Annotated in this window: 23 protein-coding genes; 10 read left to right on the forward strand and 13 right to left on the reverse strand. The window is 57.6% G+C overall.

Features of this window, described 5'->3' with window-relative positions; genetic code table 11:
* Positions 1 to 37: 37 nt before the first annotated feature.
* Complete coding sequence (gene typA, locus LN244_RS02125) at positions 38 to 1,849, reverse strand: translational GTPase TypA (RefSeq protein WP_239041219.1); 1,812 nt, start codon at positions 1,847 to 1,849, stop codon at positions 38 to 40.
* 66 nt (positions 1,850 to 1,915) lie between these two features.
* Positions 1,916 to 2,239, reverse strand: a complete 324-nt coding sequence (locus LN244_RS02130; protein ID WP_239041220.1) for a hypothetical protein — start codon at positions 2,237 to 2,239, stop codon at positions 1,916 to 1,918.
* A 397-nt stretch (positions 2,240 to 2,636) separates the two neighbouring features.
* Between LN244_RS02130 and glnA the strand changes: the two genes are divergently transcribed.
* From glnA to LN244_RS02155, 5 genes are all read left to right on the forward strand, one after another.
* Positions 2,637 to 4,043, forward strand: coding sequence for a glutamate--ammonia ligase (glnA, locus tag LN244_RS02135; RefSeq protein WP_239041221.1), 1,407 nt, complete (start codon positions 2,637 to 2,639; stop codon positions 4,041 to 4,043).
* A gap of 256 nt (positions 4,044 to 4,299) precedes the next feature.
* Positions 4,300 to 5,373 (forward strand): nitrogen regulation protein NR(II), encoded by a 1,074-nt coding sequence (glnL, locus tag LN244_RS02140; RefSeq protein ID WP_239041222.1) that lies wholly within the window; start codon positions 4,300 to 4,302, stop codon positions 5,371 to 5,373.
* Positions 5,357 to 6,796, forward strand: coding sequence for a nitrogen regulation protein NR(I) (gene glnG, locus LN244_RS02145; protein ID WP_239041223.1), 1,440 nt, complete (start codon positions 5,357 to 5,359; stop codon positions 6,794 to 6,796). Before glnL ends, glnG begins: the two co-directional genes overlap by 17 nt.
* A 43-nt stretch (positions 6,797 to 6,839) precedes the next feature.
* Entirely contained in the window at positions 6,840 to 7,298 is a 459-nt protein-coding gene (gene trmL / locus LN244_RS02150) for a tRNA (uridine(34)/cytosine(34)/5-carboxymethylaminomethyluridine(34)-2'-O)-methyltransferase TrmL (protein WP_239041224.1), read from the forward strand.
* 35 nt (positions 7,299 to 7,333) lie between these two features.
* A complete protein-coding gene (locus LN244_RS02155; RefSeq protein ID WP_239041225.1) occupies positions 7,334 to 7,663 on the forward strand; it encodes a hypothetical protein in 330 nt (109 codons plus the stop codon).
* Here the strand turns inward: LN244_RS02155 and LN244_RS02160 are convergent.
* Genes LN244_RS02160 through leuS form a run of 4 tightly spaced genes read right to left on the reverse strand, consistent with a single transcriptional unit; the run spans position 7,651 to position 12,165 of the window.
* Positions 7,651 to 7,998 (reverse strand): c-type cytochrome, encoded by a 348-nt coding sequence (locus tag LN244_RS02160; RefSeq protein ID WP_239041226.1) that lies wholly within the window; start codon positions 7,996 to 7,998, stop codon positions 7,651 to 7,653. The genes LN244_RS02155 and LN244_RS02160 overlap by 13 nt on opposite strands.
* Before the next feature lie 14 nt (positions 7,999 to 8,012).
* On the reverse strand, positions 8,013 to 9,050 hold the full coding sequence (gene holA / locus LN244_RS02165; RefSeq protein WP_239041227.1) for a DNA polymerase III subunit delta: 1,038 nt from the start codon (positions 9,048 to 9,050) through the stop codon (positions 8,013 to 8,015).
* Between the two features lie 10 nt (positions 9,051 to 9,060).
* Positions 9,061 to 9,564, reverse strand: coding sequence for an LPS-assembly lipoprotein LptE (locus LN244_RS02170; RefSeq protein WP_239041228.1), 504 nt, complete (start codon positions 9,562 to 9,564; stop codon positions 9,061 to 9,063).
* Between the two features lie 12 nt (positions 9,565 to 9,576).
* Positions 9,577 to 12,165: a leucine--tRNA ligase gene (leuS, locus tag LN244_RS02175; RefSeq protein WP_239041229.1), complete on the reverse strand. Its 2,589-nt coding sequence runs from the start codon at positions 12,163 to 12,165 to the stop codon at positions 9,577 to 9,579.
* 254 nt (positions 12,166 to 12,419) lie between these two features.
* Between leuS and LN244_RS02180 the strand changes: the two genes are divergently transcribed.
* Both LN244_RS02180 and LN244_RS02185 read left to right on the forward strand, forming a co-directional pair.
* A complete protein-coding gene (locus tag LN244_RS02180) occupies positions 12,420 to 14,207 on the forward strand; it encodes a substrate-binding domain-containing protein (protein WP_239041230.1) in 1,788 nt (595 codons plus the stop codon).
* 126 nt (positions 14,208 to 14,333) lie between these two features.
* Positions 14,334 to 14,885: a zinc ribbon-containing protein gene (locus LN244_RS02185; RefSeq protein WP_239041231.1), complete on the forward strand. Its 552-nt coding sequence runs from the start codon at positions 14,334 to 14,336 to the stop codon at positions 14,883 to 14,885.
* Here the strand turns inward: LN244_RS02185 and lnt are convergent.
* From lnt to miaB, 5 genes are read right to left on the reverse strand one after another with little or no spacing between them, the layout of a single operon-like run.
* Positions 14,823 to 16,349, reverse strand: a complete 1,527-nt coding sequence (gene lnt, locus LN244_RS02190; RefSeq protein WP_239041232.1) for an apolipoprotein N-acyltransferase — start codon at positions 16,347 to 16,349, stop codon at positions 14,823 to 14,825. The two genes, LN244_RS02185 and lnt, sit on opposite strands and share 63 nt — an antisense overlap.
* 1 nt (position 16,350) lies before the next feature.
* Positions 16,351 to 17,187, reverse strand: coding sequence for an HlyC/CorC family transporter (locus tag LN244_RS02195; RefSeq protein WP_239041233.1), 837 nt, complete (start codon positions 17,185 to 17,187; stop codon positions 16,351 to 16,353).
* Positions 17,188 to 17,242: 55 nt separating this feature from the next.
* Positions 17,243 to 17,701 carry an rRNA maturation RNase YbeY gene (ybeY, locus tag LN244_RS02200; RefSeq protein ID WP_239041234.1) on the reverse strand — a complete coding sequence of 153 codons (459 nt, stop codon included), beginning with the start codon at positions 17,699 to 17,701 and terminating at the stop codon, positions 17,243 to 17,245.
* Complete coding sequence (locus LN244_RS02205) at positions 17,698 to 18,699, reverse strand: PhoH family protein (RefSeq protein ID WP_239041235.1); 1,002 nt, start codon at positions 18,697 to 18,699, stop codon at positions 17,698 to 17,700. Before LN244_RS02205 ends, ybeY begins: the two co-directional genes overlap by 4 nt.
* Before the next feature lie 15 nt (positions 18,700 to 18,714).
* A complete protein-coding gene (gene miaB, locus LN244_RS02210; RefSeq protein ID WP_239041236.1) occupies positions 18,715 to 20,058 on the reverse strand; it encodes a tRNA (N6-isopentenyl adenosine(37)-C2)-methylthiotransferase MiaB in 1,344 nt (447 codons plus the stop codon).
* A 171-nt stretch (positions 20,059 to 20,229) separates the two neighbouring features.
* Between miaB and LN244_RS02215 the strand changes: the two genes are divergently transcribed.
* Positions 20,230 to 20,553 carry a DUF1820 family protein gene (locus LN244_RS02215; protein WP_239041237.1) on the forward strand — a complete coding sequence of 108 codons (324 nt, stop codon included), beginning with the start codon at positions 20,230 to 20,232 and terminating at the stop codon, positions 20,551 to 20,553.
* A 3-nt stretch (positions 20,554 to 20,556) separates the two neighbouring features.
* Here LN244_RS02215 and LN244_RS02220 read toward each other — a convergent pair whose 3' ends face one another.
* Both LN244_RS02220 and epmB read right to left on the reverse strand, forming a co-directional pair.
* Positions 20,557 to 21,096, reverse strand: a complete 540-nt coding sequence (locus LN244_RS02220; protein WP_239041238.1) for a hypothetical protein — start codon at positions 21,094 to 21,096, stop codon at positions 20,557 to 20,559.
* A gap of 96 nt (positions 21,097 to 21,192) precedes the next feature.
* A complete protein-coding gene (gene epmB, locus LN244_RS02225) occupies positions 21,193 to 22,221 on the reverse strand; it encodes an EF-P beta-lysylation protein EpmB (protein ID WP_239041239.1) in 1,029 nt (342 codons plus the stop codon).
* Between the two features lie 139 nt (positions 22,222 to 22,360).
* Here epmB and efp point away from each other — a divergent pair, with 139 nt between their 5' ends.
* Positions 22,361 to 22,927, forward strand: coding sequence for an elongation factor P (gene efp / locus LN244_RS02230; RefSeq protein WP_239041240.1), 567 nt, complete (start codon positions 22,361 to 22,363; stop codon positions 22,925 to 22,927).
* Positions 22,928 to 22,994: 67 nt separating this feature from the next.
* Complete coding sequence (gene epmA, locus LN244_RS02235) at positions 22,995 to 23,963, forward strand: EF-P lysine aminoacylase EpmA (protein ID WP_239041241.1); 969 nt, start codon at positions 22,995 to 22,997, stop codon at positions 23,961 to 23,963.
* Positions 23,964 to 23,973: the final 10 nt, after the last annotated feature.

Raw genomic sequence — 23,973 nt, forward strand, 5'->3', positions numbered from 1 at the left:
GGCAAGTGCCACCGGCCTTTTCATATTCCGAAAAAACTTACTTCTTGCCGGCGCGCTTGCGCTCGTTTTCTTTCAGCAGTTTCTTGCGGATACGGATGCTTTCAGGAGTCACTTCGACCAGTTCGTCATCTTCGATGAAGTCCAGAGCCTGCTCCAGCGAGAACTTGATCGGCGGTGTCAGCACGATGTTTTCATCGGTACCGGAGGCACGAACGTTGGTCAGCTGCTTGCCCTTGGTCGGGTTGACCACCAGGTCGTTGTTGCGGCTGTGAATGCCCAGCACCATGCCTTCGTAGACTTCGATGTTCGGATCGATGAACAGACGGCCGCGCTCCTGCAGGCTGAACAGGGCGTAACCCAGTGCCTTGCCGTTGACCATGGAAACCAGTACGCCGTTGTGACGTGATACCACTTCACCTGCCTTGACTGGACCGTAGTGGTCGAACACGGAAGTCATGATGCCGGTACCGGACGTCATGGTCATGAACTGGCTGCGGAAGCCGATCAGACCGCGAGACGGCATCATGAAGGTCAGGCGTACACGGCCCTTGCCATCCACTTCCATGTTGGTCATGTCTGCGCGACGCTTGCCCAGCTCTTCGATGACAGAACCTTGGTGCTCCTCCTCAACGTCGATCATCACCACTTCATAAGGTTCGTGGACTTCGCCATCGACAACCTTCTGGATAACTTCGGGACGGGAAACACCCAGTTCGTAGCCTTCGCGACGCATGGATTCGATCAGCACCGACAGGTGCAGTTCACCGCGGCCGGAAACACGGAATTTCTCCGGGCTGTCGCCGGGCTCGACACGCAGGGCCACGTTGTGGATCAGTTCACGTTCCAGACGGTCCTTGATGTTACGGCTGGTAATGAACTTGCCTTCCTGACCGGCGAATGGTGAGTCGTTGACCTGGAAGGTCATGGATACAGTCGGCTCGTCCACGGACAGGGCCGGCAGTGCTTCCACGACTTCGGGGTCACACAGCGTATCGGAGATATTCAGCTCGTCCAGACCGGTGATGCAGATGATGTCGCCAGCCTGGGCAGAATCGACTTCCACGCGCTCCAGACCATGGTAACCCATGATCTTCAGCACTCGGCCGTTACGCACCTTGGCGTGACTGTCGATGACCTTGACCTGAGTGTTGGTCTTGATGCTGCCGCGGGAAACGCGGCCGACACCGATAACGCCGGTATAGCTGTTGTAGTCCAGCGCGGAAATCTGCATCTGGAACGGGCCTTCGGTGTCTACATGCGGTGCGTCAACATGCTTGATGATCGCTTCGAACAGCGGTGTCATGTCATCGGCCATGTCGTCCGGATCATTACCGGCGATACCGTTCAGGGCAGATGCGTAGACGATCGGGAAATCCAGCTGTTCGTCAGTAGCGCCCAGGTTGTCGAACAGGTCGAAGACCTGATCCATGACCCAGTCGGGACGCGCGCCGGGGCGGTCGATCTTGTTGATGACAACAATCGGGCGCAGGCCGCGAGCAAAGGCCTTCTGCGTAACGAAACGTGTCTGCGGCATGGGGCCGTCCTGTGCGTCCACCAGCAGCAGAACACAGTCAACCATGGACAGTACGCGTTCAACTTCGCCACCGAAGTCCGCATGCCCCGGGGTGTCAACGATGTTGATACGGTAATCGTTCCACTTGATGGCCGTGTTCTTGGCCAGAATGGTAATGCCGCGCTCACGTTCCTGGTCATTGGAGTCCATGATGCGCTCGGCGCCTTCATCGCGGCGGCCCAGAGTGCCAGACTGCTGCAGCAACTTGTCGACCAGTGTGGTTTTGCCGTGGTCAACGTGGGCGATAATGGCAATATTTCGGAGGTTCTCGATCACGCGTAGTACCTTGGTGATGTGTTAAAGCGCGACATTATACGGAAGGGATGTGTAACAATCGATCATTTACTGACCGTTATTGTTGTCCAAAGGCGCTTGTTCGGGAAATGGGCGATAAAGTCGGGCCGCGACACAATACTTATCGGCCAGTTCGAGGTAGTGGTTGCTGTCCGGTGAGTGTTGCGCAACAGCCTCATAGCGTTGGCAGCGTGCATTCAGCGTATGTACGGCTTCTTCACGGCAAAGGCGATACATGTAGCTGTCGGCCGGGTAGTTATAGCAGATGGTATCGAGCAGGATTTCGCCGCTGCGCTCAAGCCACTTGGCCGGGAAACGCTTGCCATATCCGGGTGTTGTGGTAGCCAGTGCCTGCGACGACAAGTTGGCCATGAAGAGGGTGCAGCACAACAGTCTGGAAAGTCTGAGCATGGTGTCCAATAGCGGTCTTTCATCAGGAGTAACACCTGAAGGGTACTCTGACCGAGGAATGATTTAAAGCACGGTGGTGTGCAGCATTCGGTTTTGCTTTGCACTATTATAGGCACCAGATGCCGTGATGCGTACGCTGACTGCGGATAGTTTGCACTGGTACGGTGCACTTAAGGTCGCGCGTGCTCTTTTTTGGTGCATAAAGTTATTGCGCCAAATCCGTGCATTCAATAAATCAAGCACTTAGCTTGTTCTAGAAGCTGGCACGACCTTTGCTTTATGTTCTGGCAACCGGTTTCCGGATCCTAATGTAAAGATGTTTTGCCCAGGCAAACTGATAACGAGTGGGGATAGCCAAATGTCAGAGAAGACTCTGAATCTGATCAAAGAAAGTGGCGCAAAGTGGATTGATATGCGCTTTACCGACTTCAAAGGCAAGGAACAGCACGTCACCATCCCGGTCTCTGACATGGGTGATGACTTCTTTGAAGAAGGCAAAATGTTCGACGGTTCCTCCATCGCTGGCTGGAAAGGCATTCAGGAATCCGACATGATCCTGCGCCCGGACGACAGCGCTTCCGTACTGGATCCCTTCGCTGAAGATGCAACCGTTATCGTACGCTGCGACATCATTGAGCCGGCCACTGGCCAGGGCTACGAGCGTGACCCGCGCTCCGTTGCCAAGCGCGCCGAAGAGTACCTGAAGTCTACCGGTATCGCTGATTCCGCCATGTTGGGCCCGGAACCTGAATTCTTCGTATTTGATGGTGTTGAGTGGCACGCCGACATCAGCGGCTGCGGCTACAGCATTCAGTCTGAAGAAGCTGCCTGGGCGTCCAACCACAAGATCGAAGGTGGTAACACCGGTCACCGTCCGCGCGTAAAAGGCGGTTACTTCCCGGTTCCGCCGATCGACTCCCTGCACGACCTGCGTGCAGCCATGTGTGATGCCATGGAGTCCATGGGCCTGACTATCGAAGTACACCACCACGAAGTGGCGACTGCTGGTCAGTGTGAAATCGGCGTTCGCGGTAACACCCTGGTAGCCAAGGCTGACGAAGTTCAGATCCTGAAGTACTGCGTACACAACGTTGCGCACGCATACGGCAAGACTGCGACCTTCATGCCCAAGCCGCTGGTCGGTGATAACGGTTCCGGCATGCACGTTCACCTGTCCATGTCCAAGGACGGTGCCAACATCTTCGCGGGTGACGGCTACGGCGGTCTGAGCGAAACCGCTCTGTACTACATCGGTGGTATCGTTAAGCACGCCAAGGCGCTGAACGCTATCTGCAACCCGTCTACCAACTCTTACAAGCGTCTGGTACCGGGCTTCGAAGCGCCTGTTATGCTGGCTTACTCTGCCCGTAACCGTTCTGCTTCTCTGCGTATTCCGTACACCACCAGCCCGAAAGCACGTCGTGTTGAAGCGCGCTTCCCGGATCCGGCTGCCAACCCGTACCTGTGCTTCGCAGCGCTGCTGATGGCCGGTCTGGACGGTATCCAGAACAAGATCCACCCGGGCGACCCGGCTGACAAGGATCTGTACGACCTGCCGGCTGAAGAAGCCAAAGAGATCCCGACTGTTGTCAGCTCTCTGACCGAAGCACTGGATGCTCTGGAACAGGATCGCGAGTTCCTGACCCGCGGTGGCGTATTCACCGACGACATGCTGGACGCTTACATCAAGCTGAAGCGTGAGGAAGTGGCCAAGGTCAACATGACCACTCACCCGGTTGAATTCGACCTGTACTACTCTGTTTAATCACGAGTAGCGCATATCTAGAAAAGGCTTCCCCCGGGAAGCCTTTTTTATTTCCGACGTTCATCGGTCAATGATGTGGGTGCGCCTTTCTGGTGCAAAGAAGTGCATGAAGATTATTTGCACTATTATGGTGCATTGGGCGTTGGGGCATTTTGCTGTAAGGCCAGAACATTACCGCGTTTTGGCGGCCTGAACTTAAAACGGAATTGGCGCTTTTCTTGCTTAATAAAATAACAGATCAGCACGACGAGAGCTTATGCCACATTCACAGTCGCACAAACAAATACTGGATAACCTGACCGGGGCGGTTCTCGTGCTGGATGATCAACTGTGTATCCAGTACATGAATCCGGCCGCCGAGATGTTGCTGGAAGCGACAGCACGTCGGTTGAAGAATCGCCCCATCGAGGAATGGCTTTCATCCAGCGAAGATGAGCTGGCCGTGCTGCGTCAGTCGCTGGCCAGTGGTCACCCTTACAGCAAGCGTGAGGCGCGGCTGGTCACTCAGACTGGTCAGGAACTGACGGTTGATTACAGCGTTAATCCGATACCGGAAGCCGGTATTCTGCTGGAGATCCAGGCGCGTGATCGTCTGATCCGAATCGAACGTGAAGAAGAGTTGCTGACCCGCCATGCCAGTGCTCGGGTACTGGTGCGCGGATTGGCGCATGAAATCAAGAATCCCCTCGGGGGGATTCGCGGCGCTGCCCAGTTGCTGGACCGGGAGCTCGACCGCGAAGAATTGCATGAGTATACCCGCATCATCATCGACGAGGCCGATCGTTTGCGGCATCTGGTTGATCGGTTGCTGGGTCCGCACAAGCTGCCGGTGATCGAGGTCGTCAACATTCATGCGATCCTGGAGCATGTGTGCAGTCTGGTAACGGCGGAGGTCGGTGGAAGAATCAAAATCGTGCGTGATTACGATCCCAGCATTCCTGAGTTTCAGGGCGCACGCGGTCAACTGATTCAGGCAGTACTGAATATTATCCGTAACGCCATGCAGGCGCTGGAAGAGGCGCAAACACCGGAACCGGTCATTACGCTGAGAACCCGTGCGCTGCGGCAGATTACGCTGGGTGCCGAACGCCATCGGCTGGTGTGTGCACTGGAGATCATCGACAACGGTCCCGGTATCCCTGCCGAGCTGGCCGATACATTGTTCTATCCGATGGTCAGCAGTCGCGCCCAGGGATCGGGGTTGGGGCTTTCAATCGCCCAGTCCATCATGAATCAGCACAAGGGGTTGATCGAGTTCACCTCGGAACCTGGCTGTACCCGTTTCAACCTGTTTATACCTCTGGAGCTAAGCCATGACGCAAGCCGCTAATGTCTGGATCGTGGACGATGATCGTTCCATCCGCTGGGTGTTGGACAAGGCGCTGTCCTCGGCCGGCCTGACGACCGAAACCTTCGATTCCGCTGCAGCAATGCTGGAGCGGCTGGATCAAAAAGTCCCTGATGCCGTGCTCAGTGATGTGCGTATGCCGGGTATGGACGGGCTCAAGTTGCTGGAACACCTGCACGACGATCATCCCGAATTGCCGGTGATCATCATGACAGCTCACTCGGATCTGGACAGTGCGGTTGCGTCCTATCAGGGCGGTGCCTTTGAATATCTGCCCAAACCATTCGATGTGGATGAAGCGCTGGCTCTGGTACAGCGAGCGGTCGCTCATGCCCGTGAGCAGCGTGCGGCGCAGACTGAAGAAATACTGCCCGAACGTGCCACCGAGATTATCGGTGAAGCTCCGGCCATGCAGGAAGTGTTCCGTGCCATTGGTCGTCTTGCCCATTCAAACATCACCGTACTGATCAATGGTGAATCAGGCACAGGTAAGGAGCTGGTTGCCCACGCTCTGCATCGACACAGTCCACGGGCCAGCAAGCCCTTCATTCCATTGAATATGGCTGCAATTCCCAAGGATCTGATCGAGTCTGAGCTGTTCGGACATGAGAAAGGTGCCTTTACCGGTGCAGCCGCCAGCCGCCGAGGCCGCTTTGAACAGGCAGACGGTGGGACCCTGTTTCTGGACGAGATCGGTGACATGCCTGCCGATACTCAGACCCGTCTCTTGCGTGTACTGGCTGATGGTGAGTTCTATCGGGTTGGCGGCCACACCCCGGTTCGGGTCGATGTGCGCATTATCGCGGCCACACATCAGAACCTGGAGCAGCTGGTCAAGGAAGGTCGCTTTCGAGAGGACCTTTTCCATCGCCTCAACGTGATTCGGATTCATATTCCGCGTCTGGCCGAGCGGCGCGAGGATATTCCGCGACTGGCGCGGCATTTTCTGGCCAGCTCGGCGGAGGAACTGGCAGTAGAGCCCAAGGTACTCAAACCGGAAACGGCTGCGTTCATGTGCGATTTGCCCTGGCCGGGTAACGTGCGTCAGCTGGAGAATACCTGTCGCTGGATCACGGTAATGGCGTCGGGTCGCGAAGTACTGGTTTCAGATCTGCCGCCCGAGCTCTTGTCGCAGCAACAGGAAGTCCCCATCGTGTCCGGCAGCTGGCAGGAAGGTCTGCGTGTTTGGGCAGAGCAGCAGCTGAGCTATGGTGCCGAGGGCATACTGCAGGAAGCCGTTCCGGCATTTGAGCGGGTGATGATCATGACGGCGCTAAAGGCGACCGCGGGGCGCCGCCGAGATGCGGCTCGGTTATTGGGCTGGGGGCGTAACACGCTTACGCGCAAGATCAAGGAACTGCACCTGGACGACCATGACCTCGGGGATGACGAGGGTGACGACTGATATTCAGCCGGTATAATAGCGGGCCGATCAAAGGAGGCTCCCTATGCTGGATCTGGTGCTCTATCAGCCCGAAATACCGCCCAATACCGGTAATATCATCCGCCTGTGTGCCAATACAGGTTTTCGACTGCATCTGATTGAGCCGCTGGCATTTGAACTGGATGACAAACGCCTGCGTCGTGCGGGTCTGGATTACCACGAATGGGCGCGGGTGCAGGTGCATGCGGATCTGGACAGCTGTCTGGACAAGCTGAAACCGAAGCGGGTCTGGGCACTGACTACCAAGGCTTCCCGGTGTTACAGCCGGGTCGAGTTTGCAGCAGGCGACATGTTGCTGTTTGGGCCTGAAACCCGTGGCCTGCCGGCCGAAGTGCGGGAGCGGTTTGAGGGGCTTCGCCTGCCGATGCTGCCAGACAGTCGCAGCCTGAATCTGTCCAATGCCTGTGCCATCGTGGTGTACGAAGCCTGGCGACAGCTGGACTTTGCCGGGGCCGTGCTATAGTGATCGACCAAGCTGCAACCAGGAAGCCCGGGCTGATGCAACATGTGCTGATCCTTACGCGTCTTACACCTCAAGCCACACATTTGGGGCGTGTGGATGAATTGATCGGAGTGACCTCCGATGGCCGTAGTCTGCTGATCCGCAGTGAGCCGGCTCAGCGAGTCAACGTGGCCCAGTTACAACATCAGATAACCCCGCTGATTCTGTTGTGCGATCAGTTGCAAAACACCCCCTTTGCCGATCTGGAAATCCCCTCAAGAGCACTGGTCAGCATCATTCCGCTGCCCGCCGATGAAGTCGGGGCGCTGCTGCGCGAGGGCAAGGAAGCGTTGCTGCTCGAAGAGATCCGCGCTCAGTTGGGCTGAATCGGGCGGCGATAGCGCTGCTGCAGGATGAAGCGTGCCACGGCGTCGGCCTGTTCATGACTTAATTGTGTAAACACGGGCATGGCCTCATGGCCCTGTGGATAACCATGCTTGATCATCAGTACCACTTCGTGCTGTTTAAGTGACGATGCTGTCAGTGGCAGCTGCTCCAGAAAAGGCCCCAGTCCTTTAACTTCGTGACAGTTGCGGCAGTAATAGCTGTAGAGCTCATCCCCTTTTTTCAACTGCTGCGGAGAGGGGTCACTACAGCCGCTCAGTATCAGGCCGGTGAGGGGCAAGAGCAGCAAGCGGATAAGTCCAGGCGTGCGATTCATGGAGAGTAAATCCTTCAGTGAATCGGATTGGGCTGGTTCAGATGACAGCCCGAGAGTTCCAGTGTCAGGGTGGACAACAGAAGCCAGGGATCTGCCTTGAGCTGTCCTTTGATCGCCTGGTCGATATCGTGGCAAAGTATCAGCAGGCCTTCCAATTGATGTGCGGAAAGTTTCTGACTTGCCTTGCGCACCAGAGCCTTGCGTTTGCCCCAGATCTTTTCACGCTGGCACAGGCTGTCATAGGCCAATCCATTGGCAAGCCCGCGCTGCACGTTGAGCAATGTGCGGATCTCGCGACTGATCCCCCAGAGCACCAGAGTGGCTTCAACGCCTTCCTGGCGCAATACCAGCAGAATTTTCTGGCATCGGGCCGGGTCATGTTGCAGCAGGGCATCGCTGAGGGCGAAAATATCGAAACGTGAGCTGTCGGCAACGGCCTCGATGACCTGCTCCACATCAATCTTCTGGTTGGGATAGAGCAGGCTGAGCTTGTCCATTTCCTGCTGGGCCGCCAGCAGGTTACCTTCAATTCTGCTTCCCAGCAGCTGCACGGCATCCGAGGTCAGTTCCAGTCCAAGGCTGCGGGCGCGCTGCATCAGCCAGCCCGGTAACTGGTCGGCTTCGATCGGCCAGATCTCGACGACCAGTCCGGTCTTCTCCACTTGCTTGAACCAGGCGCTTTTTTTGGCGCCGGCGTCCAGCCGATCGGCCATGATCAGCAATGCATTGTCGGGAGCCGGGTTGTCGAGATAGCGCTGCAACAGACCGCTGGCCTTCTTGTCCAGTTTCTGGTTGCCCAGACGCAGTTCAATGATCTTGCGCTCGGCGAACAGCGAGAGTGCATTGGCGCTTTCGAGCAGGCTTTCCCAGGCAAAACCGGCGTCGACGTGCATCACTTCGCGCTCGGTAAACTCGGCGGCGCGCAGAGATCGACGAATATTGTCACAGCTTTCGGCGTGTTGCAGAGGCTCGTCGCCGGTCACCATATAGACCGGCAACGGTGCCTTGAGTCGCTCTAGCTGATTGACCAGCTGGTCAGGCCTGGTTTTCATGCGCTTGGCTTCAGGATCCGGGCTTGATGCTCAGGTACTGACGCACGATCTGTTGCGCCATGTCCTGCTGCATCTGGTGGCGGATCAGGTTCTCATGAGAAGCGCTGGCGGTGATGTTGCTGGCCTCGTTGCTGTAGACGCGCTCAATCGTAATTGTACGCTCCGGCATCAACGCCAGGTTGTCACGCTGACGGTCGATGACGCGAAAGCTGACTTCAGAGCGCAGTTCATACTCGGAAGCATCGGCATCACCGGTCAGAGTGGCTGTGCGTCGGTTATGACGCTCCTGCAGCACCTCGAGCTGGTAACGGGCTGAGGTGCTGATGTCGATACCGTTGATCTCCAGTGCGCGGCGCAGTTCGGGTTCGATCTGGCTGGGTTGGCTGGCAGTCACCAGCGCCACCTGACGCAGTGCTTCGGGTACATCGTAGAGTCCCCGCAACTTGAACCCGCAAGCACTGAGCATCACGCTCATCAGGAGGGCAAACAGCGGCAGTGTCAGGTGTTTGCGCATGGCGGTTTCTCCTTAACCGACAACGATGTTGAGCAGTTTGTTGGGTACGACGATCTTCTTGCGGATGGTCTTGCCTTCCATGTGCTTCTGGACGTTCTCGTTGGCCAGTGCCGTATGCAAGACGATGTCCTCATCAGCATCGGCTGGGACAGTGATCTTGGCTCGTACCTTACCGTTGACTTGCACCACCAGTTCAACACTGGCGCGAGTCAGTGCGGCTTCATCCACTTCCGGCCATGGCGTGTGCAGCAAGTCATCGCTGTGGCCCAGCTCGCGCCAGAGTTCATGAGTCATGTGCGGCACGATCGGTGCCAGCAGTCGGATGGCGGCTTCCAGTGCCTCGCGGGTCACCGCTCGACCCTGGTCGCTTACATCGACAAAGCGGCCGATGGCGTTGGACAGTTCCATCACCGCGGCAATAGCCGTGTTGAAGGTCTGACGGCGATCCATGTCGTCGCTGACCTTGGCGATGGTCTCGTGCACCTTGCGGCGCAGGTCGCGCTGTTCGTCGTTGAGTGTGTCCACATCCAGCGCCGGACAGTCAGTACCCGTCTGCAGGTGATCATGAACCTGTTTCCACAGTCGTCGCAGGAAACGGTGGGCACCTTCCACACCGGAATCCAGCCATTCCAGCGATTGCTCCGGCGGGGCAGCAAACATCATGAACAGGCGTACGGTGTCGGCACCGTAGCGGTCGATCATGATCTGCGGGTCGATGCCGTTGTTCTTCGACTTGGACATCTTGGACATGCCGTCGTGGTTCAGTTCGCGACCATCGGCAGTGGTAGCACGCGTAACACGGCCCTTGTCGTCCTTTTCGGTGGTGACCTCAGCGGGTGAGATCCAGACCTGGCCGCCTTTTTCGTCTTCATAGTAGTAGCTGTCTGCCAGTACCATGCCCTGGCACAGCAGGCGCTTGAACGGCTCGTCGGAGTCGACCAGTCCTTCGTCTCGCATCAGCTTGTGGAAGAAGCGTGAATACAGCAGATGCAGGATGGCATGTTCGATACCCCCGATGTACTGATCCACCGGCAGCCAGTGATTGGCCTGCTTGGGATCAAGCATGGCGTTCGGGTTCATGCTGGCGTAACGGGCGTAGTACCAGCTGGATTCCATGAACGTGTCGAAAGTGTCGGTTTCGCGCTCGGCAGCACCGCCGCATTTCGGGCAAGTGGTGTCGATGAACTCACGCATCTTCTTGATCGGTGAGCCGGAACCATCGAACTCGACCTCTTCAGGCAGCAACACGGGCAGCTGGTCTTCAGGCACCGGCACGGCACCACAGCATGCACAGTTGATCACCGGGATCGGCGCACCCCAGTAACGCTGGCGGGAGACACCCCAATCACGCAAACGGTAGTTGATGGTGGTGCGGCCCTTGCCCTTGCTTTCCAGCTCCTTGGCGATCGCTTTGAAGGCGACTTCAAACTCGAGATCGTCAAAGTCGCCGGAGTTGACCAGCACGCCCTTGTCGGTAAAGGCTTCTTTGTCCAGGTCTACGGACACATCGGAGTTCAGCGGCGCAACCACCTGCTTGATCGGCAGGCCGTACTTGCGGGCGAACTCCCAGTCGCGCTGGTCATGGCCCGGAACGGACATCACCGCACCTGAACCGTAGTCCATCAGTACGAAGTTGGCAGTCCAGACGGGCACTTTCTCTCCGGTCAGAGGGTGAACCGCTTCAATACCCAGCGCCATGCCCTTTTTCTCCATGGTCGCCATATCGGCTTCGGCAACCTTGGTGTGGCGGCACTCCTCGATGAAGGCAGCCAGTTCCGGATTATTCTCGGCCGCTTTCAGTGCCAGCGGATGCTGTGCCGCGACGGCAACATAGGTCACGCCCATCAGGGTGTCCGGGCGAGTGGTGAACACTTCCAGCTCACCGAAATCGTCAACATGAAAGTTCAGCTCTACACCTTCGGAGCGACCGATCCAGTTGCGCTGCATGGTCTTGACCTGCTCCGGCCAGCCATCCAGTTTGTCCAGATCGTCCAGTAGCTGATCCGCATAGTCTGTAATCTTGAGGAACCACTGTGGAATCTTCTTGCGCTCGACCAGTGCACCTGAACGCCAGCCGCGTCCGTCAATGACCTGCTCGTTGGCCAGAACAGTCTGGTCAACCGGGTCCCAGTTCACCTCGGCTTCTTTCTTGTAGACCAGGCCCTTTTCCATCAGGCGGGTGAAGAACCACTGCTCCCAGCGGTAGTACTCAGGATGGCAGGTGGCCAGCTCGCGGGACCAGTCGTAACCAAAACCCATCTGCTTGAGCTGGTTACGCATATAGTCGATGTTTTCGTAGGTCCACTTGGCCGGCGGGACATTGTTCTTCATTGCCGCATTTTCAGCGGGCAGGCCAAAGGCGTCCCAGCCCATGGGCTGCAGTACGTTGCGGCCTTTCATGCGCTGGTAGCGGGAGACCACATCACCGATGGTGTAGTTACGAACATGGCCCATGTGCAGTCGACCGCTGGGGTAGGGGAACATGGACAGGCAGTAGAAGGGCTCGCCAGCGGCGTTCTCGTCAGCCTTGAAGCTGTCCTGAGCTTCCCAATGTTTCTGTACCTGGGGTTCGATATCCTGGGGATTGTATTGTTCGTTCATTGTGGTCGGTTGCAACTCGTTGGTAGCTGAGGTGCCGGCAGGAATCACCTGTACTGGGGGCGCATCACCGGCAGCCGAAAATGGGATGAATGGCGCATAGCATACAATATTCAGCCTGCTGTCAACAGAGTGGGTGACGAGGTGTTCGGCAGATGTCACAAGGGTGACATCTGGATGACGTAGCCTGAAGGCAACAGCATTTGGCAGGGCAGCGGATCGACGCATCCTGCTTCGAATCCCAGGGAAGAGTCAGAGTGAATACTACGTTTTTTGATCTGTTGTGGCAGCTGAAGCAGGAGCTCGAACTGAAAGGATTAGAAACGATTGATATGCCGGCCTTTATTGAGGATCTGGAATATCGTCGTCGTGTCCTCAAACAGGTGGACCTGAAAGCCTTGAATCCGGCTTATCAGCAAATCTTGCCTGAGCTGCTCGACAGGCGCACTCTGGATATCACCCGTCAGGTGCGGACCCTTCCCCCGGTTACCAAGCCACGTCCTGGTGGGCCAGTGCATACTGTGGAAAGTGGTCGTAAGGCGCCGGGTTTTCTGACCGGGCTTTTCATTGTGCTGTTTCTGTTGGTTGGTGTGGCGGCACTGGTCGAGTTGACCGGCAACCAGATTGCCTCCGATCTTATCAGTACTGCAGGATTGAAGGGGCGGCAGGCTGATGTTGATGTAGCATCGCCGGCAGTCGCCTCAGCAGTGCAGACCTCTCCAACACAGGCTATCAAACCGCATGCCTCCACGGAAACCCTGTTTCGGATACATGGTTCCAATACCATTGGCGAAACGCTGGCGCCTGAACTGTTGAAGGCGTTCTGGCAACAGCAGGGGGCACAGGATATCCGAATACATCAGGGAACCGTTGAGGTTGAACGGGATATCCTGTTCTCGCTGCCGGGCAAGTCAGCCTTGCAGCGGGTCGAACTCAAGGCACATGGCTCCAGCACGGGTTTCAAAGGACTGTTAAACCGTGAGACAGATCTGGCCATGGCTTCGCGCCGAATCAAGGATCAGGAAAAGACCCGTCTGGCACCCCTCTATGGCGACCTGAGCAGCGTCCGCACCGAGCACGTGGTGGGTATGGATGGGTTGGCGATCATTGTTCATCCGCGTAACCCTATCAGCAGTCTGAGCACGGCTCAGCTGGCGAGGCTGTTTTCCGGTGAGATTGTTAACTGGAAGCAACTGGGTGGGCCGGATGAGCCGGTGAGAATATACAGCCGTGATGAAAACTCCGGAACCTGGGACTCGTTCAAGAGCATGGTGCTGAAGAAGCACGGCGTAAAGCTGGCAGCCACCGCCCGTCGCTTCGAATCGAGCATGGAACTCTCCGACCGGGTCAGTCAGGAGCCGGGCGCTATCGGCTTTATCGGCTTGCCCTACGTGCTCAGGGCAAAGGCCTTGGCGGTGGCGGACGAAGAGGGGGCTCTGCCGGTCTTTCCGACGACCTTTACCGTGTCGACTGAAGATTACCCCCTGACTCGACGTCTCTACATGTATGAGCCGATGACTCTGTCGCTGAACAGCCCGGCGCACCAGTTCATGCGTTTCGTAACCTCGGAAGAAGGGCAGGACATTGTCCGCAAGAGCGGCTTTATTTCCCAGAATATCCAGCGGATTCAGCCGGTACTGAGTAACGAACTGCCGCAGGAATATCTGGCTCTGACCCGTGGTGGCAGCCGCCTGTCGCTGAACTTCCGCTTCAATAGCGGCACCTTCGAGCTGGACAACAAGGCGCAGAGAGATCTGGAGCGAGTGATCCGATTCTTTGAGAAGAATCCGGGGCAGCGCGTGTTTTTGATCGGCTTCTCCGACAGCACCGGGGATCCTGAGCACAACCGCAGCCTTTCGCTGCAGCGTGCCCAGATTGTCCGCGACCAGTTGTTGGCGAGGGGGATCAACGTGGCTGACGTGCAGGGCTTGGGGGCGTTGGCCCCGGTTGCTTCCAATGCTACGGCCACCGGCCGCGAGCGCAACCGTCGAGTTGAAGTGTGGGTACGCGATACCACGGCAGTGAATGCGACTTTGGTTCGTTGATCACCCTCCCCGCAAGGGCACAGGTCTGCCAGTGTTGACCTGTGCCCCTTCAGTCACTTGAAATCGGCTATATACTGAAGCAAACCCTGGCCGCATTTTGCGGTCGAGGAAGTCCAGGAGTCGCCGATGAGCAAGCAAGAGCCCACAACCCCGAAACACTCCGAAAATGCCCCTGCTGCCTATGATCGTATCCTTGAGCAGTTGCGTCAGCGACTGGACAAGGCCGGTGAAGTCAGCTGGGAATATCTGCAGGAACAGATCGAAGAGGCGGCCGAAGTCGAGCTGGCGGCGGAAGAGATGACCCGTGACGAGATCGAGCTATTGAAAGCCTATCTTCGTCGCGATCTCAAGCAGCTTGGCTACTATGCCCACGAAACCGGTGAGGGGATCGCTGCGTGGCTGCATTTCGATCTTGATTTTCTTGAACAGAAGATCAAACAGAGCCTGATGGATCTGGCTGACAAGACGAGAGTTCAGCATGAGCTGCTGCGCGAACAGCTGGCGCATTCGGAAGATCAGTATCTGGCTGGCGAAGTCAGTGCGCCGGGTACCCTGAGGTGTCTGCAATGCGGTGAAAAACAGCAGTTAAAGGCGACTGAGCGGATCCAGCCCTGTTCACACTGTGGGGCGGTACTGTTTGAGCGCGTTTCGCTGCCCTGGTCGCCAGAAGGCCACTAGGCCCAATACCAGGCCCAGCAGGGTTACGGGCCAGAGACCAAAACGCTGCCAGGGCGTAAGGCCACTCATTGGGATCAATGTATAACGCAGTTGAGTGGCCTGATCCACTGGAGCAAGTGCCGCGATGCTGCCATCCGGTGCCACAAAGGCGGTCAGGCCGTTGTTGGTGCTGCGAATCAGCCAGCGGCCGTTTTCCAGTGCCCGCATGCGCGCCAGCTGAAGGTGCTGATCCGGCGCAATGGAGCGGCCGAACCAGGTGTCATTGGAAACGGTCAGCAGAATGCCACTGTCATTCGCCAGTGACCGGACCAGTCCGGGGTAGGCGATCTCGTAGCACACGGCCGGAGCGATACTGAGCTCGCCCAGCTGCAGCGGATCGGTATCTCGGGTTGGCAGGCTGAAACTGGACATGGGCAGATCAAAGAAAGCGATCAGGCCACGGAGCTGGGCTTCAAAAGGCACATATTCACCGAAGGGCACCAGCCGTTGCTTGTGATAGAGATCCTGTCCCCCACTGAACACCCCGATGCTGTTGTGGAAACGATGGCCGCGTGGGCTTTCAGGGTCCGCCTCGGCGAAAGGGAAGCCGCTGATGAGAGCGGTCCCTTGAGCATCCAGACGATTCAGGAAAGGTGTCAAAACCGGGGCGGCGCGGTCAAAGGTGGCAGGGATCGCCGTTTCCGGCCAGACGATCAGGTCAGCGTCGGCCATCGGCAGGCTCAAACTGATCTGGTGTTGCAGAATACGCTGCAGGTTGTCGGGTTGCCACTTGGCCAGCTGAGGGATGTTGGGCTGGATCAGCGCTACATCCAGCGGCTTGTTGTCCTGAGGTTCAGTCCAGTTCAAGGGTAAAGCAAAGGCAATGGCCGCCATCAATGCGCCAGGTATCAGAGCCAGGGGCTTACGGTCGACCAGCAGGCGGACCAGTCCGGTTGCCAGCAATACGGACAGCAGTGACAGCAGCCAGACGCCGCCGACAGGGGCCCAGGACTGCATCGGTGTATCCAGCCAGGCGTAGCCGAGCAGCAGCCAGGGAAAACCGGTCAGCAGCCAGCTGCGCAGCCACTCGAATCCGACCCACACCAGCGAGAACACCAGCCAGCGTTGTCGAGCCGGCTGTGCCAGCTTGCTGAAACACCAGCCTTGCACAGCAAAGAGCAGCCCAAGGGCAACCACAAACAGTCCCGTGAGCAGACCGGCCAGTGCGGCTGAAGCGTTGCCATAGGTATGGATACTGACATAGACCCAGGACACGCCTGCGCCCCAGAAACCGATGCCGAAGGCCCAGCCTGTCAGGAAGGCAGGACGGCCTTTCTGGTGGCGTTGCAGCCAGTAGAGCAGGGCTGGGCCCAGCAGGGCGAATGGCAGAAGGTCGAAAGGAGCCAGTGACAGGGTAATGCCCGCTCCACCGGCCAGTGCCAGCAGAGCGGTTAACCAGTTCGAGTGTCTGGTCGTGGTGGTCACGTCAGCGGCGTGTCACCTGCAGCAGGCGGAGGCGGCGGTTATCGGCGGCCAGTACCTTGAAACTGAAACCGTCGATATCGATCTGCTCATCCTTGGCTGGCAGGTGTCCGAAGTGTTGAGTGACGATGCCGCCGATGGTGTCGAACTCATCGTCGGAGAAACCGACATCGAAGTAGGCATTGAAGTCCTCGATCGGCGTCAGTGCCTTGACCAGGAAACCATTGTCGTCGAAGGGGCGAATGTTGCCATCGTCGTCCTCGGCGTCGTGTTCGTCCTCGATCTCGCCAACGATCTGTTCCAGCACGTCCTCAATGGTGATGAGGCCAGCGATACCGCCATACTCATCGACCACGATTGCCATATGGTTGCGAGTGCCACGGAACTCGTTGAGCAGCACGTTAAGGCGCTTGCTCTCGGGGATGAAGGTGGCCTTGCGTAGGCACTGCCGAATGTCGAACTGGTCCAGAGTGCCCTCAAGCATGTAGGGCAGCAGGTCCTTGGCCAGCATGATGCCCAGCACCTCGTCCGGATTTTCGCCACAAACGGGGAAGCGGGAGTGGGCGCTGGAAATAATCACCGGCAGGAATTCCCGTGGTGTCTGGTTCACCTGAACCATGGTCATCTGCGAGCGCGGGATCATAACATCCCGCACCTGCATTTCGGTGACCTGCATGGCGCCCTCGATGATGCTGTGGGCGTCGTTGTCGAGAATGCCGGATTCGTTGGCTTGCAACAGAATCTCACGCACATCCTCAAGACTGCGGGGTTCGTCGGAGAAGGCCTGAGTCAGTTTTTCCAGCCAGCTCTTTGACGTTGCGCCCGATCGGTCTTCGCTCATAGGGGTCCTCTGAAAGGAGTCTGGGCTAAACGCTGTGTCCGGTCGCTGGACCGGATCAGACGTCAGCCTGATAGGGATCGGCTATATCCAGCCGGGCCAGAAGGTCGCGCTCCAGCGCTTCCATCTCTTCGGCTTCGTCGTCATTTATATGATCGAATCCGAGCAGATGCAAGGTCCCGTGTACAACCATATGAGCCCAGTGATGCAACAGGGGTTTCTCTTGCTCTTCGGCTTCCTGAGCGACTACATCTGCGCAGATCACCAGATCGCCCAGCAGGGTGACGGGAACACCCGGTGGTACCTCGAACGGAAAGGACAGCACGTTGGTCGGCTTGTCCTTGCCACGGTACTCGGCATTCAGTGCCTGGCTCTCTTCCTGATCGACGATGCGGATGCAGACTTCGCCGTCTACCTTGCGCTCCTTGAGTACGGTTTCGACCCACAGGGTAAAATCCGCTTCAGTCGGCAGGTTGGGAGCTTCGATCGCGAACTGGACATCAACGGCAATACTCATCGCGCGTCTTCCTCTTGCTGAGCGGCTTCGTGGCGCTCATAGGCTTCGACAATGTGCTGTACCAGCGGGTGGCGCACCACGTCTTTGGAACCGAAATAGGTGAAACCGATCTCCTTGACGCCATCAAGCACTTCCATGGCATGCAACAGACCGGATTTGACCCCCTTGGGCAGGTCGATCTGAGTCTTGTCACCGGTGATTACGGCCGTGGAACCGAAACCGATACGGGTCAGGAACATCTTCATCTGTTCACGGGTGGTGTTCTGGCTTTCGTCCAGAATCACGAAGGAGCCGTTCAGGGTTCGGCCACGCATGTAGGCCAGGGGAGCGACTTCGATCACGTTGCGCTCGATCAGCTTGGCCACCTTTTCAAAACCGAGCATCTCGTACAGGGCATCGTAGAGCGGGCGCAGGTAAGGGTCTACCTTCTGGCTCAGGTCGCCGGGCAGAAAGCCGAGCTTCTCGCCGGCCTCAACCGCCGGGCGGACCAGCAGAATACGACTGACCTCCTCACGCTCCAGTGCTTCCACGGCGCAGGCTACGGCCAGGTAAGTCTTGCCGGTGCCGGCCGGGCCGATGCCGAAGTTGATGTCGTGGGTGCGGATCTGCTGAACATAGTCTTGCTGCTTGCCTGGACGTGGTTTGATCAACACCTTGCGGGTACGGATCGCATAGCGCTTCTCTTCGGCGCTCTGCGCCTTGTCGCTTGCCCTGGGGGGCTGTTCGATTCCGCTGTCCTGCAACTGCAGGTGGATGCCTTCCGGGTTCAGATCGTCACCGGCCAGCGCCTGTTGATAAAGCTGCTCCAACAGGCGGCTCATGGCACGGGTTGCGGTCTCACCACCGACCAGCTGGAAGCGGTTGCCTCGGTTGCGGATCTCGACACCGGTGCGTTCCTCCAGCAGTTTAAGGTGAGCATCAAACTGGCCGCACAGGTTCAGCAGTGCGGCCGGGTTGTTCGGCTCCAGGATCAGAGTAGTGGAGTGGTTGGGGGTCAAGTCGCGCTCCTAGAGTCAGGCGTCAAGCTCGGAACTGACCAGTTCACCGAGCAATGAGTTGGCGTAGGCTTCAGCAATTCGCACGTCGGCGAAGTGGCCGATCAGGTCCGGATTGTCGCAGCGGAAGTTGACGACACGGTTGTTCTCGGTGCGACCGGACAGCTGGCCCGGGTCCTTCTTGGAGTAGCCGTTGACCAGAATGCGCTGGGTGCTGCCCACCATGCGGCGACTGATCTGGAACGCCTGAGCGGTAATACGATCCTGCAGAATCTTCAGGCGCTGCTTCTTGGTTTCTTCGTCAACGTTGTCCGGCAGATCGGCCGCCGGAGTGCCCGGACGGCGGCTGTAGATGAAACTGAACGAGGCATCAAAGCCGACTTCGGCAATCAGGTTCATGGTCGCCTCGAAATCCGCTTCGGTTTCATTGGGGAAGCCGATGATGAAGTCCGAGGAGAAACTGATATCCGGGCGCAGCTTCTTGATACGGCGCAGCTTGGATTTGTACTCCAGCACGGTATGTCCGCGTTTCATCGCCATCAGGATGCGGTCGGAACCGCTCTGAACCGGCAGGTGCAGATGGCTGACCAGCTCGGGCACCTCGGCGTAGACGTCGATCAGGCTGTCACTGAACTCCACCGGGTGAGAGGTGGTGAAGCGGATACGGTCGATGCCGTCGATCGCGGCCACGCAGCGGATCAGTTCGGCCAGATCGGCAGTGTCACCGTCATGGGTGGCACCACGGTAGGCATTCACGTTCTGGCCCAGCAGGTTGACTTCACGCACACCCTGTTCGGCCAGCTCGACACACTCTGCCAGAACGTCATCCAGTGGACGGCTGACCTCCTCTCCGCGGGTATAGGGCACCACGCAGAAAGTGCAGTATTTGCTGCAGCCTTCCATCACCGATACGAATGCCTCGGCACCCTCGACCTTGGGCGCGGGCAGGTGATCGAACTTCTCGATTTCGGGGAAGCTGACATCCACGATGCCCACACCGCCGTTGCGGCTTTCGGTGATCATTTCCGGCAGGCGGTGCAGGGTCTGAGGGCCGAAGATCATGTCCACGTAGGGCGCACGATCACGAATCGCTTCTCCTTCCTGTGAGGCCACGCAGCCGCCAACCCCGATCATCAGGTCCGGTTTCTGTTCTTTCAGCTTGCGCCATCGACCCAGCTGATGAAACACCTTCTCCTGTGCCTTCTCACGGATCGAGCAGGTGTTCAGCAGAAGGACGTCCGCTTCTTCCGGATTGTCCGTCAACTCCAGCGCGTGACTTTCGCCCAGCAGATCCGCCATGCGGGAAGAGTCGTACTCGTTCATCTGACAGCCATGTGTCTTGATAAACAGCTTTTTCGCCATGAATCACCTGTAAAGCCTGTGGAAATAAAAGAGAGCGGGTCTCGAAGAGGGGCAAAATTATACCCAAGGCCAAGCCCTGAGGCCATAAACTGGTTAAAAAATATCCAGCCTTGTTTTCCTCTCTCAAGACCCCATATTGGCTCAGAGAGTTTATCGGGAGAGTTGCGTTTAATGGCCAGCGAAGAACGTCTTTATCGAGTCAATTTCGTCAATCAGGACAAGGTGTACGAAGTCTATGTGCGCCATGTCTATCAAAGTGATATGTGGGGCTTCATCCAGCTGGAGGACTTCGTGTTTGGCAATCGTTCGGAACTGCTGGTTGATCCGGGCGAGGAAAAGCTCAAGCAGGAGTTTGCCGATGTGAACACCTGCTATGTACCCATGCAGGCGATTATCCGCATTGATGAAGTCAAGAACGAAGGGGTTGCTCGTATCAGCGAGGCCAAGGGCAATATTGCGGCCTTTCCCCTGACCCCGCCACGCAAGGATAAGTAAGCTTTACTGAGCCGCCGTGCGCACGCCCTTGCCGCCACAGGCGGCATTCTGCATGGCGCTCTGGTTCAGCATCGCGAGGCGGTCGGTGCTGTGGTACTCCACGCTCTGATCGGCAAAGATCAGCTCAGCCCCTTCGATCCTGAAGCAGCCCAAATTGGGATGTTGCCACACTTTCTGCCAGACTTTATCTCCGATGCGCTCACCGGGCGCAAAGGGGCCAGCCACCCGAAGCCAGGCATCTCGGCGGCCACTCTTCTTGGAATGTACCGGCTTGCCTTCACGGGTAAAAGCGGTGGTCTTGAACATGACGTACTGAAGCGTCTGATCGGTGCCGTTGGTGAAACTGATGCTGGCATCGCTGCTGCCACGGGTATGGTGGTCGTTGATAAGAAGAACGGGTTTGAGAGCCGGCTTGGGGGCTTTTTGGGCAACGGGGGGCGCAGCCGGCTTCTGGGCGCAGGCGGCCAGCAAGATACTGATGCCCAACAGACCGCCAAGGCGAAGGGGTGAAAAACGACGATTGCTCTTACCTTGATTCAACATGGGTATCCAAATCCCTTAATTCTGACATTGCCCGGCCGGGGCCAGGGTAGGGCGCTAGGGTGACGTCAGCAAACTGAATGCTGGCTTACAACGGGTTCAGATCTGGGCACCGTCCACTGGTACGATGGGCAGCAACAGGGTTTTGGAGGGGCGTCCGGGAATCTCCCGCGCCAAACGAGGCACCAGATAGCCTGGTAACACCGTTTGCAACTCTCCGACCAACAGGCGCGCTTCTTCATCGCTGATATCGAAGTGTGCAGCGCCCGCCACCGCATCCAGCACAAATAGATAATAGGGCAGGATACCTTCACTGAACAGATTCTCGCTGAGTGTTTTTTGTACAGGGACGCTGTCGTTAATGCCCCTGAGCAACACTGCCTGATTCAATAGAGTGACCCCGGCCTGGCGTAAAGGTTTCAGGCTGTCACGTACCTGCTGGTCCACTTCCTGTGGATGGTTGATATGTAATACCAGCGTTGATGACAGCCGGCTGTCGGCGAGCCTGTTGACCAGCTCAGGCGTGACGCGCTGCGGAATCACCAGCGGCAGTCGAGAATGAATGCGCAGTCGCTTGAGGTGAGGAATAGCCTCAAGATCGCTGATCATCCTGGCCAGACGGCGATCCGGCGTAGCCAGAGGGTCGCCGCCGGAGAAGATGACTTCGCTGACCTGCTCGTGGTTGCGAATATACTCCAGCGCGGCCTGCCACTGATCACCACCCAGCTGATTATCGCCATACGGGAAGTGGCGGCGGAAACAGTAGCGGCAGTTGATGGCGCAGGCGCCAGACAGGATCAACAGCACCCGATCGGTATATTTATGGATCAGACCCCGGGACTTGTTGGCGGCGGCCTCGGCAAGAGGATCGTTGACGAAACCCGGTACCTCAAGAAGCTCCTGCCCCAGCGGCAGGATCTGGCGCAGCAGGGGGTCATTCGGGTCACCCTTGCGAATACGGTTAAGGTAGGGGCGAGGTACCTTAAGCGCAAACAGCCGGCCTGCTTCCTGTGCACCGATCAGCAGATCAGCAGGTAACTCCAGTTCAGCCAGAAGTTGAGCCGGATCGGTAATTGCGTGGCGCAGTTCGTGCTGCCAGTCGGCATCAACGGGGTGTAGCAGGTTCATCGGGGTGTGTCGCTCAGGGGTTGTGCGGATGGATTTGCCTGCATTCTCCTTTGCAGTAGAATGGCTGTCAATTTACGGGCCGCCTGTCCGCTGGACGGTTGCCTGCCTTCGAAATTTCAGATCGCGGAACTTTCTATTTATGGCTAACTATTCCAGCAACCAGTTCAAGAACGGCATGAAAGTGATGATCGACGGCGACCCGTGCAGCATGGTCGATGTTGAATTCGTCAAGCCGGGCAAAGGTCAGGCATTCACCCGTGTGCGTCTGCGCAACCTGCTGACCGGTCGTATCTGGGAGCGTACCTTCAAGTCCAACGAAAGCGCTGAAAGCGCGGACGTTATGGATACGGATATGGAGTACCTGTATAACGACGGCGAAATGTGGCACTTCATGGATCCGAAAACTTTCGAGCAGGTTGCCGCTGATCAGAATGCCGTGGGCGATGCTGCCAAGTGGCTGAAAGAGCAGGACAAGATTGTTGTGACCCTGTGGAACAACAACCCGATCAGCGTAACGCCGCCGAACTTCGTTGAACTGGAAGTCGTGGAAACCGACCCGGGTCTGAAAGGCGACACTGCCCAGGGTGGCTCCAAGCCGGCAACCCTGAGCACTGGTGCCGTGGTGCGTGTTCCGCTGTTCATCGAGCAGGGTGAAGTACTGCGCATCGATACCCGTACCGGCGAATACGTTAGCCGCGCGAACTAATCCTCGCTCGGTGATCCATCAGAATGGCAGCTTCGGCTGCCTTTCTTGTTTTGTGAGCAAGATTTCCATGCAAGAGACAGGCTGGCGCCCGAGTGCCCCGATTGAAAACCTGCGTGCCCGTGGCAAGGTGCTGGCGCAGATCCGTCGCTTTTTTGCCCAGCGAGAGGTGCTGGAAGTTGAAACCCCCGTGCTGTCAAAGTGTGCCGTCAGTGACCCCTTTATCGACAGCCTTGAGGTCAGCTTCGGGTTCCAGCCGGGTGTCGAAGATGAGCGTCTTTATCTGCAGACTTCGCCTGAATATGCCATGAAACGTCTGCTGGCCGCCGGTAGTGGCGACATTTACCAGATGGCCAAGGTGTTTCGTAACGGCGAATCGGGTCGTCGGCATAACCCCGAGTTCACCATGCTTGAATGGTATCGACTCGGCTTCGACGACCGTCAGTTGATGGCCGAGGTTGAGGCATTGATCAGGGAAGTGGTCCCCGAACTGCAGGTGCGTTACCTGAGCTATGCTGACCTGTTCGAACAGGAACTGGGGCTGGATCCGCACCGGGCCACTCTGGAACAGTTGCAGCAACGCTGCCGTGAGCATCTGGACGCGCCCTTCGACGACGATGATCGCGACACCTGGCTCAACCTGTTGATGTCCCATGTACTTGAGCCACGCCTGAAAGGCGCGGTGTTTATCCACAGCTATCCGGCGTCGATGGCCGCGCTGGCGCAGGTGCGGAAGGATGCACAGGGGCGGCAGGTTGCGGCCCGCTTCGAGCTGTTTGTTGACGGCGTGGAACTGGCCAATGGTTACCACGAGCTGACCGATGCCGCCGAGCAGGCGCGTCGGCTGAACGCCGATCAGCTGCAGCGCGCTGCACTGGGGTTGCCCCAGCGACCGCTGGAACAACGTCTCGTGCAGGCACTGGAGGCAGGGATACCCGAATGCGCGGGCGTGGCGTTGGGGGTGGACCGTCTGGTAATGCTGGCGCTGGGTGTAGACAGTCTCGAACAGGTTGTGTCCTTTATGCACGAACGGGCCTGAGGGGCCCGTA

Source organism: Marinobacterium sediminicola (genome assembly GCF_022343685.1).
Classification (GTDB): Bacteria; Pseudomonadota; Gammaproteobacteria; order Pseudomonadales; family Balneatricaceae; genus Marinobacterium; species Marinobacterium sediminicola.